Annotated in this window: 17 protein-coding genes; 8 read left to right on the top strand and 9 right to left on the bottom strand. The window is 56.1% G+C overall.

Annotation, left to right across the window (positions count from 1 at the left end; genetic code table 11):
• Nucleotides 1–68 precede the first annotated feature (68 nt).
• Nucleotides 69–518 carry a 50S ribosomal protein L9 gene (gene rplI, locus ACRDD5_RS19945; RefSeq protein WP_095280502.1) on the top strand — a complete coding sequence of 150 codons (450 nt, stop codon included), beginning with the start codon at nt 69–71 and terminating at the stop codon, nt 516–518.
• 152 nt (nt 519–670) lie between these two features.
• Nucleotides 671–1,621, top strand: a complete 951-nt coding sequence (locus ACRDD5_RS19940; RefSeq protein ID WP_438677770.1) for a DMT family transporter — start codon at nt 671–673, stop codon at nt 1,619–1,621.
• A gap of 5 nt (nt 1,622–1,626) precedes the next feature.
• On the opposite strand, the gene ACRDD5_RS19935 is transcribed toward ACRDD5_RS19940, so the two are convergent.
• Nucleotides 1,627–2,265, bottom strand: a complete 639-nt coding sequence (locus ACRDD5_RS19935; RefSeq protein WP_438677769.1) for a LysM-like peptidoglycan-binding domain-containing protein — start codon at nt 2,263–2,265, stop codon at nt 1,627–1,629.
• Nucleotides 2,266–2,496: 231 nt separating this feature from the next.
• On the opposite strand from ACRDD5_RS19935, the gene fklB reads away from it, so the two are divergent.
• A complete protein-coding gene (gene fklB / locus ACRDD5_RS19930) occupies nt 2,497–3,117 on the top strand; it encodes an FKBP-type peptidyl-prolyl cis-trans isomerase (RefSeq protein ID WP_438677768.1) in 621 nt (206 codons plus the stop codon).
• A 309-nt stretch (nt 3,118–3,426) separates the two neighbouring features.
• Nucleotides 3,427–4,836 (top strand): D-serine/D-alanine/glycine transporter, encoded by a 1,410-nt coding sequence (gene cycA / locus ACRDD5_RS19925; protein WP_271283275.1) that lies wholly within the window; start codon nt 3,427–3,429, stop codon nt 4,834–4,836.
• 86 nt (nt 4,837–4,922) lie between these two features.
• Here the strand turns inward: cycA and ytfE are convergent, their stop codons facing one another.
• A complete protein-coding gene (gene ytfE, locus ACRDD5_RS19920; RefSeq protein ID WP_438677767.1) occupies nt 4,923–5,585 on the bottom strand; it encodes an iron-sulfur cluster repair protein YtfE in 663 nt (220 codons plus the stop codon).
• A gap of 243 nt (nt 5,586–5,828) precedes the next feature.
• On the opposite strand from ytfE, the gene ACRDD5_RS19915 reads away from it, so the two are divergent.
• Nucleotides 5,829–7,478: a methyl-accepting chemotaxis protein gene (locus ACRDD5_RS19915; protein WP_438677766.1), complete on the top strand. Its 1,650-nt coding sequence runs from the start codon at nt 5,829–5,831 to the stop codon at nt 7,476–7,478.
• Between the two features lie 16 nt (nt 7,479–7,494).
• Here ACRDD5_RS19915 and ACRDD5_RS19910 read toward each other — a convergent pair whose 3' ends face one another.
• The 3 genes from ACRDD5_RS19910 to ACRDD5_RS19900 form a co-directional block, all read right to left on the bottom strand.
• Nucleotides 7,495–8,487, bottom strand: coding sequence for a DMT family transporter (locus tag ACRDD5_RS19910; protein ID WP_438677765.1), 993 nt, complete (start codon nt 8,485–8,487; stop codon nt 7,495–7,497).
• Between the two features lie 75 nt (nt 8,488–8,562).
• Complete coding sequence (locus ACRDD5_RS19905) at nt 8,563–9,387, bottom strand: AraC family ligand binding domain-containing protein (protein ID WP_438677764.1); 825 nt, start codon at nt 9,385–9,387, stop codon at nt 8,563–8,565.
• An 81-nt stretch (nt 9,388–9,468) separates the two neighbouring features.
• On the bottom strand, nt 9,469–10,317 hold the full coding sequence (locus ACRDD5_RS19900) for an SDR family oxidoreductase (RefSeq protein ID WP_438677763.1): 849 nt from the start codon (nt 10,315–10,317) through the stop codon (nt 9,469–9,471).
• A gap of 89 nt (nt 10,318–10,406) precedes the next feature.
• Between ACRDD5_RS19900 and ACRDD5_RS19895 the strand changes: the two genes are divergently transcribed.
• Entirely contained in the window at nt 10,407–10,787 is a 381-nt protein-coding gene (locus ACRDD5_RS19895) for a winged helix-turn-helix transcriptional regulator (protein ID WP_271283269.1), read from the top strand.
• A 132-nt stretch (nt 10,788–10,919) separates the two neighbouring features.
• Here ACRDD5_RS19895 and ACRDD5_RS19890 read toward each other — a convergent pair whose 3' ends face one another.
• Complete coding sequence (locus ACRDD5_RS19890) at nt 10,920–12,863, bottom strand: 2',3'-cyclic-nucleotide 2'-phosphodiesterase (RefSeq protein WP_438677762.1); 1,944 nt, start codon at nt 12,861–12,863, stop codon at nt 10,920–10,922.
• A gap of 191 nt (nt 12,864–13,054) precedes the next feature.
• Between ACRDD5_RS19890 and cysQ the strand changes: the two genes are divergently transcribed.
• A complete protein-coding gene (cysQ, locus tag ACRDD5_RS19885) occupies nt 13,055–13,795 on the top strand; it encodes a 3'(2'),5'-bisphosphate nucleotidase CysQ (RefSeq protein ID WP_271283267.1) in 741 nt (246 codons plus the stop codon).
• Here the strand turns inward: cysQ and ACRDD5_RS19880 are convergent.
• Complete coding sequence (locus ACRDD5_RS19880; protein WP_271283266.1) at nt 13,789–14,346, bottom strand: YtfJ family protein; 558 nt, start codon at nt 14,344–14,346, stop codon at nt 13,789–13,791. The two genes, cysQ and ACRDD5_RS19880, sit on opposite strands and share 7 nt — an antisense overlap.
• Before the next feature lie 323 nt (nt 14,347–14,669).
• On the opposite strand from ACRDD5_RS19880, the gene ACRDD5_RS19875 reads away from it, so the two are divergent.
• Nucleotides 14,670–14,876, top strand: coding sequence for a DUF1107 domain-containing protein (locus tag ACRDD5_RS19875; protein ID WP_271267942.1), 207 nt, complete (start codon nt 14,670–14,672; stop codon nt 14,874–14,876).
• Between the two features lie 58 nt (nt 14,877–14,934).
• On the opposite strand, the gene ACRDD5_RS19870 is transcribed toward ACRDD5_RS19875, so the two are convergent.
• Complete coding sequence (locus ACRDD5_RS19870; protein ID WP_271283265.1) at nt 14,935–16,272, bottom strand: hemolysin family protein; 1,338 nt, start codon at nt 16,270–16,272, stop codon at nt 14,935–14,937.
• 197 nt (nt 16,273–16,469) lie between these two features.
• Complete coding sequence (gene msrA / locus ACRDD5_RS19865; RefSeq protein ID WP_438677761.1) at nt 16,470–17,111, bottom strand: peptide-methionine (S)-S-oxide reductase MsrA; 642 nt, start codon at nt 17,109–17,111, stop codon at nt 16,470–16,472.
• Nucleotides 17,112–17,167 lie beyond the last annotated feature (56 nt).

Genomic DNA, 17,167 nt, shown 5'->3' with positions numbered 1-17,167 from the left:
CTGCCGTACACTGATCGTCATCAGTAATCGGGCACGGTCCATTAATACGACTTTAAGAGGATAAGGTAATGCAAGTTATTCTGCTTGATAAAGTAGCAAACCTGGGCAGCCTGGGTGATCAGGTTAACGTTAAAGCGGGCTACGCTCGTAACTTCCTGGTTCCACAGGGCAAAGCTGTTCCTGCTACTAAGAAAAACGTTGAGTTTTTCGAAACCCGTCGTGCTGAACTGGAAGCCAAACTGGCTGACGTTCTGGCGGCTGCTAACGCTCGCGCTGAAGCAATCAATGCACTGGGCACCGTTACCATCGCGTCTAAATCAGGCGACGAAGGTAAACTGTTCGGTTCTATCGGTACTCGCGACATCGCTGACGCTGTAACTGCAGCTGGCGTTGAAGTGGCTAAGAGCGAAGTTCGTATGCCGAACGGCGTTCTGCGTACCACCGGTGAGCACGAAGTGGACTTCCAGGTTCACAGCGAAGTCTTCGCGAAACTGGTTGTTAACGTTGTTGCTGAGTAAGTAATTACTCGTCACCACGTCGAAGCGCCGGCCTTGTGCCGGCGTTTTGCTTTTTAACGCGACCCGCCTCGCCTTTTTGGCTTGTATGGTAGCTATTCCTGCCGCATTCTCTGATAATAAAATGAAACGCCATTTTATCTCTGAGATTTGCTATGGACTCCGTTCTGCCCACACCCGTTTTTGCCCGTAAAAAAATCGCCTATGCCAGCGCGACGCTCTGTTGCCTGCTCTGGGGCAGCTCCTATCCGGCGATCAAAAGCGGCTATGAACTGTTTCAGATTGCCACCGACGATATTCCCTCAAAGGCGGTCTTTGCCGGTTACCGTTTTGTCTTTGCAGGCCTGCTGTTGCTGCTGTTTGCCCTCGCCCAGCGTAAGCCTGTCGCCAGACTCACCTCACGCCAGTTTGGCCAGCTGACGGTGCTTGGCCTGACGCAGACGGCAATCCAGTACACTTTCTTTTATATCGGCCTCGCCTACACCACGGGTGCGAAAGGGTCGATCATGAACGCCACCGCCACCTTCTTCAGCGTGATGCTGGCGCACTTCATCTATCAGAACGACAGGATCAGCTACAACAAAGCCCTCGGCTGCATCCTCGGTTTTGCAGGGGTAATGCTCGTAAACTTTAACAGCGGCCTGCAGGACTTCCATTTTGTCTGGAACGGGGACGGTTTTGTGGTGCTGGCGGCCTTTATTCTCTCTGCCGCCACCCTGTACGGGAAACGCATTTCCCAGACGGTCGACCCGATGGTGATGACCGGCTGGCAGCTGGCAATTGGCGGCGTAATGCTGGTTGTCGGGGGCTATATCACGGGCGGGACGCTGGAAGTGCACAGCGTTAAAGCGGCGGCGGTGCTGGGCTATCTGACGCTGCTCTCTTCGGTGGCCTTTGCGCTATGGAGTCTGCTGCTGAAATACAACCGCGTCAGCATGATCGCACCGTTCAACTTTGTCGTCCCGGTGGCCGGAACGGTGCTGTCTGCTGTCTTCCTCGGGGAAAATATTCTGGATATCAAATACGCGATTGCACTGGTGCTGGTCTGTTCCGGGATTTGGTGGGTTAACAAGGAGAGCAAAAAGCCCGCCTTGTCACCCCGGTAAGCGTACTACTTAACGCGTAAGAAGCTGCCGTCAGCCTGGCGAGTAAACAGCACCTGCTGGCCATTACCGCTGTCAATCGTCAGGCCTGTCACTACGCCGCTGGCGTTCTGACGGATCTGCACCATCTGGCCGTTTTGCAGGTTGCTCAACGGCTTGCCTGCGCCTTCGACCTGCGCCATCGCGTAAACATCGGTAGGCGGCAGGCTATGGTCGCGGAACAACTGCGCCATCGTTTTGCCCGCCTCTACGCGATAGGTACGCCACTGCTGTTCGATACCCGGTGGCTGCTGGGATTGAACCGGGGTGGCAGCCTGCTGCTCCTGCGGTTGTTCCTCCTGGACAGGTTCCGGTTCGACGGGGGCCATCTGGCCCGGATCGTTTGACGGTGCAACCAGCTGCGTCTGCATCGGCTGTGTGTCTGGCTGCGGCTGCGATTGCGAGCGGATATCCAGCTCCGCATCCCGGCGCGCGGGGGATGTCCCGCTATCGTCGGCACCCGGAAGCAAGAAACCTATGATGACCAGCAGCATCCCAATGATAATGCCTCTGCGGTGCAGGGGCGGCAGCGGATCCATAAGGCGAAAGTTGTCTGGCGCATGCCAGATTTTCGTCAGGGTAGGTTTTAATTCAAATGGCCCGGGCATGGCTTTCCTCCTGCTCCGCGTCGCTTTTATCCTGTCCCGAGAAGTATAGTTTGCTAACTGACTGATGGGCGTAGCAAAGCCGGCTTCCGTGACATATTCGGGAATAATCCAGATAGTCTCTATTGTTTCTGTTTCGTCGCAATTTGTCATCTTTCAATAAGACAAAGTTTTACCGGATGGAGGGTGGCTGTTATGCTGCCCGCTACTTTAAATGTGATGGAAGGAAAACCCATGACCACCCCGACTTTTGACACAATCGAAGCGCAGGCAAGCTACGGTATCGGCTTGCAGGTAGGCCAGCAGCTGAGCGAATCAGGCCTGCAGGGTCTGTTACCTGAAGCGCTGGTGGCGGGTATCGCCGATGCGCTGGAAGGTAAGCACCCGGCGGTTCCGGTGGATGTGGTTCACCGCGCGCTGCGCGAAATTCACGAACGTGCTGACGTTGTGCGTCGCGCGCGTTTTGAAGAGATGGCGGCAGAAGGCGTTAAGTTCCTGGAAGAAAACCGCGAGCGCGAAGGCGTGAACAGCACCGAAACCGGGCTGCAATTCCGCGTGATCAACCAGGGCGAAGGTACTATCCCGGCTCGCACTGACCACGTTCGCGTGCACTACACCGGTAAGCTGATCGACGGCACCGTGTTCGACAGCTCCGTGGCGCGCGGCGAACCGGCAGAATTCCCGGTCAACGGCGTGATCCCAGGCTGGATCGAAGCGCTGACACTGATGCCAGTTGGTTCTAAATGGGAACTGACTATCCCGCAGAACCTGGCCTACGGCGAGCGTGGTGCTGGCGCGTCTATCCCGCCATTCAGCACCCTGGTGTTTGAAGTCGAGCTGCTGGAAATCCTGTAAGCGAACGTTCTTTTTCCTCTCCTCATTTGGGGAGGGGAAAATAGTTAAAAAACCTATAGTTACGCGCTAATCAACAGATTATCTTGCAAATGTAGACGGTGAGTGTATTTTTGTGAGCTGTTTCGCGCTGTATGAGTGATATGACACTCACTTTAAACATATTATTAACATAATATTTAAATCATAGTATTCATCCCGCCGATTCTTACCTAATATCGATGAGTCCTTAAACAGGGCCGTCGCTTTTCGACGTTATAAAGGGCCAGAAGAGCCTAAACAACACAGGCAGTTACAACAGGAAAAAATCACATGGTAGATCAGGTAAAAGTCGTTGCCGACGAAGAGGCACCGTCTGAGCAGTCACTACGGCGTAATCTCACAAACCGTCATATTCAGCTTATCGCCATCGGCGGTGCTATCGGCACCGGGCTGTTTATGGGGTCAGGCAAAACCATCAGTCTGGCCGGGCCGTCGATCATATTCGTATATATGATTATCGGCTTTATGCTCTTTTTTGTTATGCGTGCAATGGGCGAGCTGCTGCTCTCTAATCTCGAATATAAATCCTTTAGCGACTTTGCCTCCGACCTGTTAGGACCGTGGGCAGGTTATTTCACCGGCTGGACCTACTGGTTTTGCTGGGTGGTCACCGGGATGGCCGACGTTGTCGCCATTACGGCCTATGCGCAGTTCTGGTTCCCCGGACTCTCCGACTGGGTTGCGTCACTGGCGGTGATTGTCCTGCTGTTGAGCCTGAACCTCGCCACCGTGAAGATGTTCGGTGAGATGGAGTTCTGGTTCGCGATGATCAAAATCGTCGCGATTGTCGGGCTGATTGTGGTCGGACTGGTGATGGTACTGACGCACTTCACTTCTCCGAGTGGCGTTCAGGCCTCGGTAACCCATCTGTGGAATGACGGCGGCTGGTTCCCGAAAGGGCTGAGCGGCTTCTTTGCCGGTTTCCAGATTGCGGTGTTTGCCTTCGTGGGGATTGAGCTGGTGGGCACGACGGCCGCAGAGACCAAAGATCCGGAGAAATCTCTGCCGCGCGCAATTAACTCCATTCCAATCCGCATCATTATGTTCTACGTCTTTGCGCTGATCGTCATTATGTCGGTCACGCCGTGGAGCTCGGTTGTGCCGACCAAGAGCCCGTTCGTGGAGCTGTTCGTACTGGTGGGCCTGCCGGCTGCGGCGAGCCTGATTAACTTCGTGGTACTGACGTCTGCGGCCTCATCCGCCAACAGCGGCGTGTTCTCTACCAGCCGCATGCTGTTCGGCCTGGCGCAGGAAGGCGTGGCGCCGAGCGCGTTCGCTAAACTCTCTAAGCGTGCGGTACCGGCGAAAGGGCTGACCTTCTCCTGTATCTGCCTGCTGGGCGGCGTAGTGATGCTGTACGTTAACCCGAGCGTGATCGGTGCATTCACCATGATCACCACGGTGTCGGCGATCCTGTTCATGTTCGTCTGGACCATCATCCTCTGCTCATACCTGGTGTACCGCAAACAGCGTCCGCACCTGCATGAGAAGTCAATCTACAAAATGCCGTGGGGCAAGGTGATGTGCTGGGTCTGCATGGCATTCTTTGTGTTCGTACTGGTTCTACTAACCCTTGAAGAGGATACCCGTCAGGCGCTGATCGTGACGCCACTGTGGTTTATTGCGCTGGGGCTGGGCTGGATGTTTATCGGTAAGAAACGGATGGCAGGCGTAAGGTAAAAGCAAAACGGCAACTTCGGTTGCCGTTTTTTATGTTTTCTCCCTCTCCCGGTGGGTGAGGGCATCAGGCCGCTGTGGCCTTTTCTTTATTCCCCGGACAGCGCGCGTGGGAACAGAACGTTATTCTCCAGACTGATGTGTTCCATCAGATCGTCGATCATCTCGTTAATCCCGTTATACATGGCGCGCCAGGTGGTGCAGGCATCCGCCGGTGGGGTCACGTTATCGGTGATGTGTTTGATCACCTCCACCAGTTCACCCGCGTCGTCGTGCTCACTTTCCATCACGCTGATCGGCCCCATCGCCTGGCTACCCATTCCCTGTTTGATCATCGGGAACAGGATCTGCTCTTCTTTCATCATGTGGCTGGACAGTTCTTGGTGCAGCATGGTCAGATTTTTCGCCAGACCGCGCGGGACAGAGGCCTTCTCGGCATGCACACGCTCAACTATGGTGGCCTGCAGAATGAGTTCTGGCAGCTGTTCGCGGTGACGATCGTGATAGCGCACGATGATGTGATCGATGATTTCAGCCAGTGGCACGCTGCGCCAGTCTTTCTCCAGCGGCTGCTCGGCCAGTGTCGCCAGTTCTGCTTCGATGAGGTCCAGATCCAGTTCCTTGCGCGATGCAGCACGCGCCAGGGTTTGTTTACCGCCGCAGCAGTAATCCATGTCGTATTTACGGAACAGCGCAGATGCGCGTGGAATGGAGAGCGCCAGCTCGCCTAATGGTTGGTCGCGGTAGGCCATTGCAATTACCTCATCGTCATTTGATAAGGTGCATTTTAAATGCAACTTTAAGGCGAAGCTATACCCCTTTGGGAGCACGGAGCAAAAAGGAGGGGGATTCACAAAAATTTCTTATGTTTTTAACTTGCTGAATGGGTTTGATAATTTCCAGAAATGGCGGTGGTTCGACCACGAAATGTTAAATAACATGCGCATTCTGCCGATATGCCTTATCAGACAATATCCTGCAACATAAGGCTAAGAATGTTTAAACGTATTAAAGTAATCACCCTGTTAATCTCGGTGCTGTTTGTTCTGGGTGCGATGCAGATCATTGCGGCGACGGTCTTTATCAACGCGCTGAATAACGACAAGGACAATTTCAACGTCTCCCAGCTCTCCAGCCAGAACGTAGCGGAGTTTACCGATGCCTGGATTAGCCTTAACCAGGCGCGAGTGACTCTAAACCGCGGAATGCTCCGCCTGCAAAACACCACAGCAACTGAGATCAACGGCACGCAGCTGGGTGAGCTGGTGACGGCAGGGAAAAATCTGCTGGCAGAGGCGCAGGGGCATTACGATAAATATTACGCCCTGCCGGAAACCCCGGGCCTGGACGAGAAGCTGGCGGATCGGCTGGAAGAGCAGTACCGCGCTTACTCCTCAACGCTTGCAAAAATGAACGAGCTGCTGGCGCAGGGAAATCTGGAGGATATGTTCAAACAGAATGCCGAGCAGAAGCAGGTTGCGATGCAGGCCGTCTACCGCGAGTGGCGTGAAGTGCAGGCGAAGCTGGCCAGCGTCGGCGTGAGCGATAACGAAGCGGACTACCAGCGTATCCTGTGGATCCTCAGTACTATTATGGTGATTGTGGTGGGCGTGATTGTCGCCAGCTGGATTGCGATGCGCCGGGTACTGCTGCAACCACTGCATGAAGTGATCGCTCACATTCGTGCCATTGCCGCAGGCGATCTGACCCAGCCGATCAACGCCCACGGCCAGAACGAAATGGCGATGCTGGCGATGAACGTCCACGAGATGCAAAAATCACTGGCAAACACCGTTGGCGTGGTGCGCGAAGGCGCGGACACTATCTACACCGGAGCCGGTGAAATCTCGGCGGGCAGTAACGATCTTTCTTCTCGTACCGAGCAGCAGGCGGCCTCCCTGGAAGAGACGGCAGCCAGTATGGAACAGCTGACCGCTACCGTGAAGCAGAACGCCGATAACGCCCGTCAGGCTTCACGACTGGCGCTGGATGCATCGTCCACCGCGAAGAAAGGCGGGAGCGTGGTCGAAGGCGTGGTGCGCACCATGGATGAAATCGCCACCAGCTCCAGCAAAATTGCCCAGATCACCAACGTGATTGACGGCATTGCCTTCCAGACCAATATTCTGGCGCTGAACGCGGCGGTAGAAGCGGCGCGAGCGGGCGAGCAGGGCCGTGGTTTTGCGGTGGTGGCAGGTGAAGTCCGTACCCTGGCGCAGCGTAGCGCCCAGGCAGCGAAAGAGATCAAAGGGTTAATCGACGACTCTGGTGCCCGCGTCAGCGCCGGTTCCGCGCTGGTTAACGAGGCCGGAGAGACGATGGCAGAAATCGTCAATGCGGTTACTCGCGTGACTGACATTATGGGCGAAATCGCTTCCGCCTCTGATGAGCAAAGTCGCGGCATTGATCAGGTCGGCCAGGCGGTTGCCGAGATGGATCGCGTCACCCAGCAGAACGCCTCGCTGGTGGAAGAGTCCGCAGCGGCGGCAGCGGCGCTGGAAGATCAGGCGGCACGCCTGAACGAGGCGGTGGCCGTATTTAAAATTACCCGTGGCCAGGCAGTGAAAGCGGCTCCGGTTAAAATCCCCACCGCCAAAGCAAAACCGGTGGCGGCGTTAAACGAAGCCAACTGGGAAACCTTCTGATAAACGCCGGATGGCGCTAGCGCTTATCCGGCCTACGATCTTGTAGGCCTGGCAAGCGCTGCGTCGCCGGGCGTTTTTCCAGCTTCGCGCTGACCGCAATCACCACACCCACCACCAACAAAACAATCCCGGCCCCGGTTAACAACGGCGGCACGCTCTGGCGCAGTAAAAAGGTGTACAGCAGCCCGGCCAGCGTTTCGAACACAATCAACGGCCCCAGAATCACCGTCGGCAGCTTCTGGCTGGCCATGTTCCAGCACAGGGCGCCCACCCATGAACAGCAAACGGCGATCGCCACCATCAGACCGAGAAACACCCCCGGCCGCGGCCCCAGCGGCAGGGCAAACGCCGGCTGCTGTGCATTCAGCCAGATGCAGGCGGCCACATAGCCGATCAGCGACACCGGCAGCGTGACCAGCGCCTGCGCGGTGGCCCACATCATCGGGTGTTTATCCGGGTTTTCCCGCAGCCAGCGGGCATTGCGCAGCGCATACCACGCCCAGCAGACCACCGAGAACGACGCCAGCAGAATGCCGGAACCGTAGCGCCAGGCGCTGATATCGGCCATGCCGTGGCGCAGCTCAGCAATGTTGACGCACGCCAGCCCCAGGGCGATAAACAGCAGGGCGGGCATCATCTTTGACCACGCCAGTTTGCCATCGCGCTGGCTATACAGCAGGTTGGCGAACACCGGGATCACCACCGGCAGGGTGCCGATAATCATCGTCGACACCGGCGCCCCAGTGCGCTGAATGGCGCTGGCCAGGCAGACATAATAGATCAGGTTACCCATCATGGTGAGCCCCAGCGCCGTCCACCAGTCCTGGCGTGAAAGCTGGCGTAAACGCGCGCGGCCCAGCCACGCCAGCGGCAGGGCGATCAGCCCCAGCGCCAGATAACGTCCCATCGACTGCAGCATCGCCGGGTACTCCGGCACAATCAACGGGCCGACAAAAATCAGTCCCCACATTAAACCCGCGAGCAGGGCATACAGCACGCCGCTAATCATTTTTCCATCTCTTATTTCTGAACATGCTGGCAGTGTAGAGGGGCAAAAGACGGGCGTATTGTATGAGATTGCGCATTAGCGCTTCGCCACCTGTTTCTGATAGCGCACGGGGGTGATGCCATAGCGACGCGTAAACGCGCGGGTCAGGTGCGACTGGTCAGTCAGCCCGGTGGCCGCCGCCACCTCAGCGGCCGGTAGCCCCTGAGTGAGGAACGATTTGGCACGCCACAGGCGGATCGCCATCAGCATCTGATGGGGGGTAACGTGGAAATGGGCTTTAAACTGGCGCTGAAAATGGTATGGACTGAGCGACACCACCTGCGCCAGCTCGTCGAGAGTGAGGGAATGCATATAATTGTCATGCAGATAGTCGCGCACCCGATCGAAGCGCTGCGCTCCTTCGCGCAGCACCGGCGCATGGCGCGCCAGCGGCCGGAAGGTCTCAATCAGATCCAGCAGCAGCCCTTTTTGCGCCAGCGGGTCGTCGGTGTGCCACAGGCCATAAATCAGCTGGCAGATCTGCTGCGAGCGGCGCGGGTCGTGGCGGGTGACGTCGCTAAACCACCAGTGGCGAACGCCGGTCACCTCTTCAAGCAGATCCGGTTCAAGGTAGATCATCCGGTAGCGCCAGCCGTCGGCGGTTTCAGCCTCGCCGGTGTGCAGCTCATCCGGGTTCATGGTGACAACGGAATTGACGGGGGCAACGTACTGGGTGCCGCGATAGCGAAAGCGCTCGGCACCGGCTTCAATTGCGCCGATTCCGAAGGCTTCATGGGTGTGAGGCTCAAACGCATAGCGCGAGATGTGGGCGTGATACAGTTCGACGCCCGGCACCTGCGCCAGATGGCGAAAGCGCGCGCTGTCTCTTTCATCGAAGAACTGTTCGGGTACGCCTTGCACGGTGAGCCTCCTCGTGGGTCATGCTTCCATTATCAGAGATGACCCACGGGGATGCCACAACAATTAACTACTTCTTAACAATTACAGGATGCTCTTCACGCTCTCAGTAAGCGTTGTGGTTGGGCGACCAATCAGGGTGCTCAGGGTGCGGCTGTCGTCGAACAGACCGCCTTTCGAGGCACCCACGTCGGAGTCGGCCAGCAGATCCGCCAGACCCGCCGGTAAGCCAAAGTCTTTCAGCGCGGCGGCAAAATCGGCTTCGTTCAGGTTCTGATAAACCACGTTTTTCCCGCTCTGACGGCTCAGCTCCGCTGCCAGCTCGCCTAATGTCCACGCAGAGTCGCCCGCCAGTTCATATACTTTACCGGCATGGCCTTCTTCAGAAATGACGCGTGCTGCCGCCGCTGCATAGTCGGCGCGGGTGGCAGCGGCGATTTTGCCTTCGCCTGCGGAGCCGATAAAGACCCCGTGCTCCAGTGCCGGCGGTGCACTCGCGAGGTAGTTTTCGCTGTACCAACCGTTACGCAGCAGGGCGTAAGGAATGCCCGATGCCGCCAGCGCATTCTCGGTCTCGACGTGCTCGACGTGCAGGGCCAGTGGAGAGGTATCGGCATGCAGCAGGCTGGTGTAGGCGATAAATTTCACGCCAGCAGCCTGCGCGGCATTGATCACGTTCAGATGCTGCGGCGTGCGCTGGCCGACTTCGCTGGAGGAGATCAGCAGCAGCTTATCCACGCCTGCCAGCGCGGTGGTGAAGGCGGCCTGGTCGGTGTAATCGGCCTGGCGGACATTTACGCCCTGCTGGCTCAGCGCTTCGGCTTTCGCCGGGTTACGCGCAATAGCAACCAGCTGACTGGCCGGAACGGTTTTCAGCAGCAGCTCAATGACGTGTTGGCCAAGCTGGCCGGTGGCACCGGTAATCGCGATCATGATGAATATCCTTCGTCTCAGGTAAGTGTTGTGGCACACTATCACCATAGCTAACTTTAAGTAAGTACGTACAAAAAGGTAAGTATGAAATGACGAACCCAACGCTTAGCGAGCAAATGCGCGACGGCAATCTCTTCGCGGAGCAGTGCCCCTCCCGGGATGTGCTAAAGCATGTGACCAGCCGCTGGGGTGTGCTGATTCTGGTGGCGCTGCGTCAGGGAACGCATCGCTTTAGCGATCTCAGGCGCAAAATGGGTGGGGTCAGCGAGAAGATGCTGGCCCAGTCGCTACAGGCGCTGGAGCAGGATGGATTTATCAACCGCGTCTCGTATCCGGTGGTACCGCCGCACGTGGAGTACAGCCTGACCCCGCTGGGGGAGGAGGTGAGCGAGAAAGTGGCGGCGCTGGCGGACTGGATTGAGCTGAATTTACCGCAGGTGATGACGAATCGGGATGAACGTGCGGCGTGACTATATAAAATTGTGCAGCCTGATGCCCTCACCCCAACCCTCTCCCACGGAGAGAGGGCGCAAACACTAAAAACGGCAACTTACGTTGCCGTTTTGCTTTTACCTCGCCTTACCCGGCCAACAACATTACTGCTATTTACTCAAATCCAGCTGATAAATGGCGAAACCGATCTCATCGGTTGCCACCTGTTTCATTGGATACTGCGCCTTCTCTTTGATAAATGCCGCCGCTTTTTCCGTTGGCGCAGTCTCAAAGCGAATATCCAGCTTCACCTTGCTTGCGATCGGTGCCAGTCGCCAGTTGTTGTCTGCGGCCGGATGGATTTCACCCGCCTTTTTCGACTGCTCGCCGATCCACGCTGCCAGCACCGAGCGGTTCTCATCCGGGGAGGCAAACGCGATATGGCTGTCGCCGGTTCCGGCAAACTTGCCGCCGTAAGCGCGGTAGTTGTTGGTCGCGACCAGGAAGGTGGCCTTCATATCGATGGGCTTGCCGTTGAAGGTCAGGTTCTTGATACGTTCTGCCTGTGCATTCACAATCTGGCATTCGCCGTCGTATTTCGCCGGCTGCGAGACATCAATCTGGTAGTCCACGCCGTCAATCACGTCGAAGTTATAGGTGCGGAACCCGTCCCAGTTAATCAGCGACTGCGGCTGAGTGCTGGTCACATCGATCTGGTTGAACTGCCCGGCAGAACACTCCAGCCACTCCTTCACTTCCTGGCCCGTGGCTTTCACCACTACCAGCGTGTTCGGATAGAGATACAGATCGGCGGCGTTACGGAAGGTGAGCTGGCCTTTTTCCACTTCAACGTAACTGGCCGGATCGTTCTTGCGTCCGCCCACTTTAAACGGCGCGGCGGCAGACAGCACCGGCAGTTTGGCCAGATCCGGGTCGCCCTGAATAAAGCGTTCCACGTAGGCTTTCTGCGCCATGTTCACCACCTGCACGGTGGGATCGTCCTGCACCAGCGACAGGTAGCTGTACATGTTATCCGAGGACTTGCCGACCGGTTTGCTGACAAACTCGCGGGTGGCATCGTGATCGTGCTTCAGCACCTCAACGATTTTTTTATCTTCACCGACCAGCGCCTTTTTGGCGGCCAGATCGTAAATCGGGCGGGCTTCAGCTTTGGACTGCGCCACCTGCCATTTGCCGCCATCGTTATTCAGCACCAGGTCGACCACCCCAAGATGATCGCCCCACATGCCAGGCATCACGGCGGGTACGCCGTTCAGCGTCCCTTTGGCAATGTCGGCGCCTTTGATGCTGGCGAAATCTTTGCCCGGGAACACCGCATGGGCGTGGCCGAAGAGAATGGCGTCCACACCTTTCACTTCGCTCAGGTAGTAAACCGAGTTCTCCGCCATCGCCTGATAGGGATCGGCAGACAGGCCGGAATGTGCCACCACTACCACCAGGTCGGCACCTTTCTCGCGCATTTCCGGCACATATTTACGTGCGGTTTCGGTTATGTCGTTAACGGTGACTTTGCCCTCGAGGTTCTTTTTATCCCAGGTCATGATTTGCGGCGGGACAAAACCGATATAGCCAATTTTCAGCGTCTGCGGCTTACCGTCCTGATCCACAACCGACGTCTCTTTGATCAGATAGGGCGTGAACAGCGGCTTCTGGGTCTTCACATCAATGATGTTGGCGTTGACGTAGGGGAACTTCGCCCCGGCCAGCGCCATATGCAGGTAGTCCAGCCCGTAGTTAAACTCATGATTCCCGAGGTTGCCGACCGCGTAATCCAGGGTATTCAGCGCCTTATAGACCGGGTGAATGTCGCCTTTTTTCAGCCCCTTCGCCGCCATATAATCGCCAAGCGGACTGCCCTGAATTAAGTCACCATTGTCCACCAGCACGCTGTTTTTCACTTCACCACGGGCAGCGTTAATCAGGCTGGCGGTGCGTACCAGGCCGAATTTTTCCGTCGGGGCATCTTTGTAGTAGTCAAAGTCCATCATATTGCTGTGCAGGTCGGTGGTTTCGAGAATGCGAAGATCCACCGTCGCTGCCTGTACGCTCGCTGCAATCAGCGTCGCCAGGAGCGTTGCGCTAAACTTAATCATCTGAGGAGTCCTTTTTTCGATCCAGGCCACAAAAGAATATGTATGTATATTGTTTTGCTTACAGAACTGTGAATCCTGCCAGAAAAATTGACCATGAAACCGGAATTGCTTCACAGATAGCGGATTTATGCCCAATGCGATATAAATAAAACAAAGAGTTATACCCACTGTTACACGTAAAGAGGTGGAGAATGTTAGATAAAATTTGTCAGCTCGCACGGGATGCGGGCGATGCCATTATGCAGGTCTACGATGGCAAACTCCCGATGGACGTCATTCGTAAAGTTGATGACTCCCCGGTTACCGCGGCCGATCTCGCGGCGCATGGGGTGATCCTGCAGGGCCTGCAGGCGCTGACGCCCGATATTCCGGTGCTCTCCGAAGAAGATCCGCAGTCGTGGGAGGTGCGCCAGCACTGGCAACGCTACTGGCTGGTGGATCCGCTGGATGGCACCAAGGAGTTCATCAAGCGCAACGGTGAATTCACCGTCAATATTGCCCTGATTGAAAAGGGCAAAGCGGTGCTGGGCGTGGTGTATGCACCGGTGCTGAAGGTGATGTACAGCGCTGCCGACGGTAAAGCCTGGAAAGAAGAGTGCAGCGTGCGTAAGCAAATCCGGGTGCGCGATGCCCGTCCGCCGCTGGTGGTGATCAGCCGTTCGCATTCCGACAACGAACTGCAGGAGTACCTGCATCAACTGGGCGAACACCAGACCACCTCAATCGGTTCGTCGCTGAAATTCTGCCTGGTGGCGGAAGGGCAGGCGCAACTCTACCCGCGTTTTGGGCCCACCAATGTCTGGGATACCGCGGCGGGCCATGCGGTCGCCGCCGCCGCCGGGGCGCATGTTCACGACTGGCAGGGCAAGCCGCTCGACTATACCCCGCGTGAATCCTTCCTCAACCCCGGCTTCCGGGTTTCGCTTTACTGACCGAGCAGCTTGTGCAGCAGGGCCGTTACCTGCTGCACCTCTTCTTTGGTCAGCGCACCGTCTTTCGCCCACTGCACGCGGCCCTCTTTATCCAGCACCGCAACGGCGGAACTCTCTTCTTCCAGCTGCCACGCACCCCGTGCCGTCCCGTTGCTATCGACAATAATCTGCGACCATGGATAGAGCTTTTTATTGCTCTCCAGGCTGTTGCGCACAAACATGCCGGAGCCTGGAATCGCATCATCGGTATTCACAATGGTGGTGGTCTGGTAGCGGTCATGCGGCAATTTTGCTGCCTTGATCGCTTCTATCAGGGTTGCATTTTTCTCTTTTGCCGACGAGCGACCGGCAATATGTAGAATCACTCGCACTTTGCCTGCGAGCTGCGCACTATTCCAGGTTTTGTAGCTAAACTCATTATTGTCGAGGATCAATTCTCCCCGGTCGGCGATGCCCACCGGCGGCACACGTTGTCCCTTCTCAAAACTATGTGCGGAGGCCATCAGTGGCAGCATCAGGCAAGCTGTTGCCAGAATGTTACGTAAAGTCATGGTGTTTCCTTATAATGTGCAGGTGATCCGACCACTTGGTCATGCACTTTAATCATAAGTGCGATCAATGTTCTTTACCCGCAATCCCGGTGCCAGAATGCGGAGGAACGCACATAACGGTACAAAAACGATGGCTTATACTGCCTGCAGATAACCATTACAAAGAAAATTCTGATTAATTGTCATCAAAAGGTAAATAAACTTATGCACACTGGGTATCACCGGGTTACTGGTCTATAGTCATTGGGCAACAAAATTTGCGCTCCAGAAAGTCGGCCCAATTGTGGCGCTGCAAGAGCGTATGATTCGCAGGAGACAAAAGAATGAAAATTTTCCAACGATACAACCCGCTTCAGGTGGCGAAGTACGTAAAAATCCTGTTCCGTGGACGGTTGTATATCAAGGATGTTGGCGCTTTTGAGTTTGATAAGGGCAAGATCCTTCTGCCGAAGGTGAAGGATAAGCAGCACTTTTCTGTGATGTCCGAAGTCAATCGTCAGGTAATGCGTCTGCAAACTGAGATGGCTTAATCAACGTGCTATGCAGTAAGTAAAACGGCTCCCGATGGGAGCCGTTAATGTTTGTGGCTTAAGCCGATGCGTTCTCTTGCGCGTCCGGCAGTCTCGGCACCAGCACCGTCGGCTTGCTGTCGATGCGTGTCACCAGCAGCTGGTCGATGCGGTAGTTATCAATATCCACCACTTCAAACTTGTAGCCGGAAAACTTCACCGAATCGGTGCGTTTCGGGATCTTACGCAGCATAAACATCATAAAGCCGCCGATGGTCTCGTAGTTACCGGACTGCGGGAACTCGTCGATGTCCAGTACGCGCATCACGTCGTCGATTGGCGTACCGCCGTCGATCAGCCATGAGTTCTCGTCGCGGGCCACTATCTGTTCTTCCAGACCCTGGCCGACCAGGTCGCCCATCAGGGTCGTCATCACATCATTCAGGGTGATGATGCCCACCACCAGCGCGTATTCGTTCATGATCACCGCAAAATCTTCCCCTGCGGTTTTAAAACTTTCCAGCGCTTCGGAGAGGGTCAAGGTGTCCGGCACAATCAGCGTATTGCGGATCTGCACGCCGCTGCTCAGGGCCAGGCTCTGATTGGCCAGCACGCGGTTCAGCAGGTCTTTGGAGTCCACGTAGCCGATGATGTGGTCGATATCATCCTTACACACCAGGAACTTGGAGTGCGGATGCTGGGCGACCTTGTTCTTCAGGCTCTGCTCGTCTTCGTTGAGATCGAACCAGATGACGTTTTCGCGCGAGGTCATCGACGACGGCACGGTACGGGATTCCAGTTCAAACACGTTCTCGATCAGCTCATGCTCCTGCTTACGCAGCACGCCTGCCAGCGCACCGGCTTCAAACACGGCATAGACATCATCAGAGGTGATGTCGTCTTTACGCACCATCGGCAGCTTAAAGAGGCGGAAAATCATATTCGCCAGGCCATTGAAGAACCACACCAGCGGGCGGAACACGAACAGGCAGAAGCGCATCGGGTTGATGATACGCAAAGCCACGGCTTCGGGCGCAATCATACCGATGCGTTTCGGGGTCAAATCTGCAAACAGGATGAACAGGCTGGTCACCAGCGTAAACGAGAGAATAAAGCTCAGTTGTTCGGAGAGTTCAGGTGAGAAGTAGCTAGCGAACAGGCTGTAAAACACCGGAGAGAACGCCGCATCACCGACGATACCGCCGAGAATGGCGACCGCGTTAAGGCCAATTTGCACCACGGTAAAGAACATACCGGGGTTTTCCTGCATTTTCAGGACGCGTTGTGCATTGATATCGCCATCATCGGCGAGCAGCTTAAGTTTGATTTTACGCGACGCAGCCAGTGAAATTTCTGAAATTGAGAAAAATGCACTCACCGCAATCAGACAAAGTATTACTAAAATACTGTTTAACATAGTTTATCCGGCTTCTCGCCAGATCCTCGGAAGGGAAGTTAATTACATTTGTGTGAAGACACATTGAACACCCGCTCGTAGCGTTGAGCCGGTTATTTCAGCGGGTAGTATAGCGTAACGAACTGTAAAGCCGCCAGAGATCGCTTTTTGACCCGATCCGGCCGGGAAGGGCGGGGTCGGGTCTGGGTGTTTCTCGCTTATGCCAGCTGAGGTGGCAGGCAAACGCCAATGCCGCCGATGCCGCAGTAGCCGTACGGATTTTTGTGCAGATACTGCTGGTGATCGTCCTCGGCATAGTAGAACGGCAGCGCGGTGGCGATTTCGGTCGTCACCTGGCGATCGTCATGGGCGGCGTGCATCGCCTGCTGGAAGCGCGCCAGGCTTGCGCGCGCGGCACTCTCCTGCCCAGGCGTCAGGGGGTAGATCGCTGAGCGGTACTGGGTGCCGTGGTCATTGCCCTGACGCATACCCTGCGCCGGGTCGTGATTTTCCCAGAATACCTGCAGCAGTTGCTCGTAGCTGATAAGGTTCGGGTCATACACTACGCGTACCGCCTCGGCATGACCGGTCTGGCCAGAGCACACTTCGCGGTAGGTCGGATTGGGCGTATAGCCGCCGGTGTAGCCGGCAGCCGTGCTGTAAACGCCCGGCAGCTGCCAGTAGAGACGCTCCACGCCCCAGAAGCAGCCCATCGCGAACAGGGCGATTTCCATGCCGTCCGGCACGTTGGTCATGGAGTGATTATTGACGGCGTGCAGAGTGGCGACTGGCATAGGGGTATTTCGTCCCGGTAATGCATCCGCCTGAGCAACAAGGTGTTTTTTATCGAATAAACTCACGGTGAGGCCTCCGGGGTGGTGATGTTTGGGTTAAGGTTGTCACGAAGCGTTTAATT

The sequence above is a fragment of the Silvania sp. genome, assembly GCF_051656365.1.
Lineage (GTDB): Bacteria > Pseudomonadota > Gammaproteobacteria > Enterobacterales > Enterobacteriaceae > Enterobacter > Enterobacter hatchlandensis.
The sequence above is the reverse complement of the archived record's forward strand: the minus strand, read 5'-3'. Positions and strand labels throughout refer to the sequence as shown.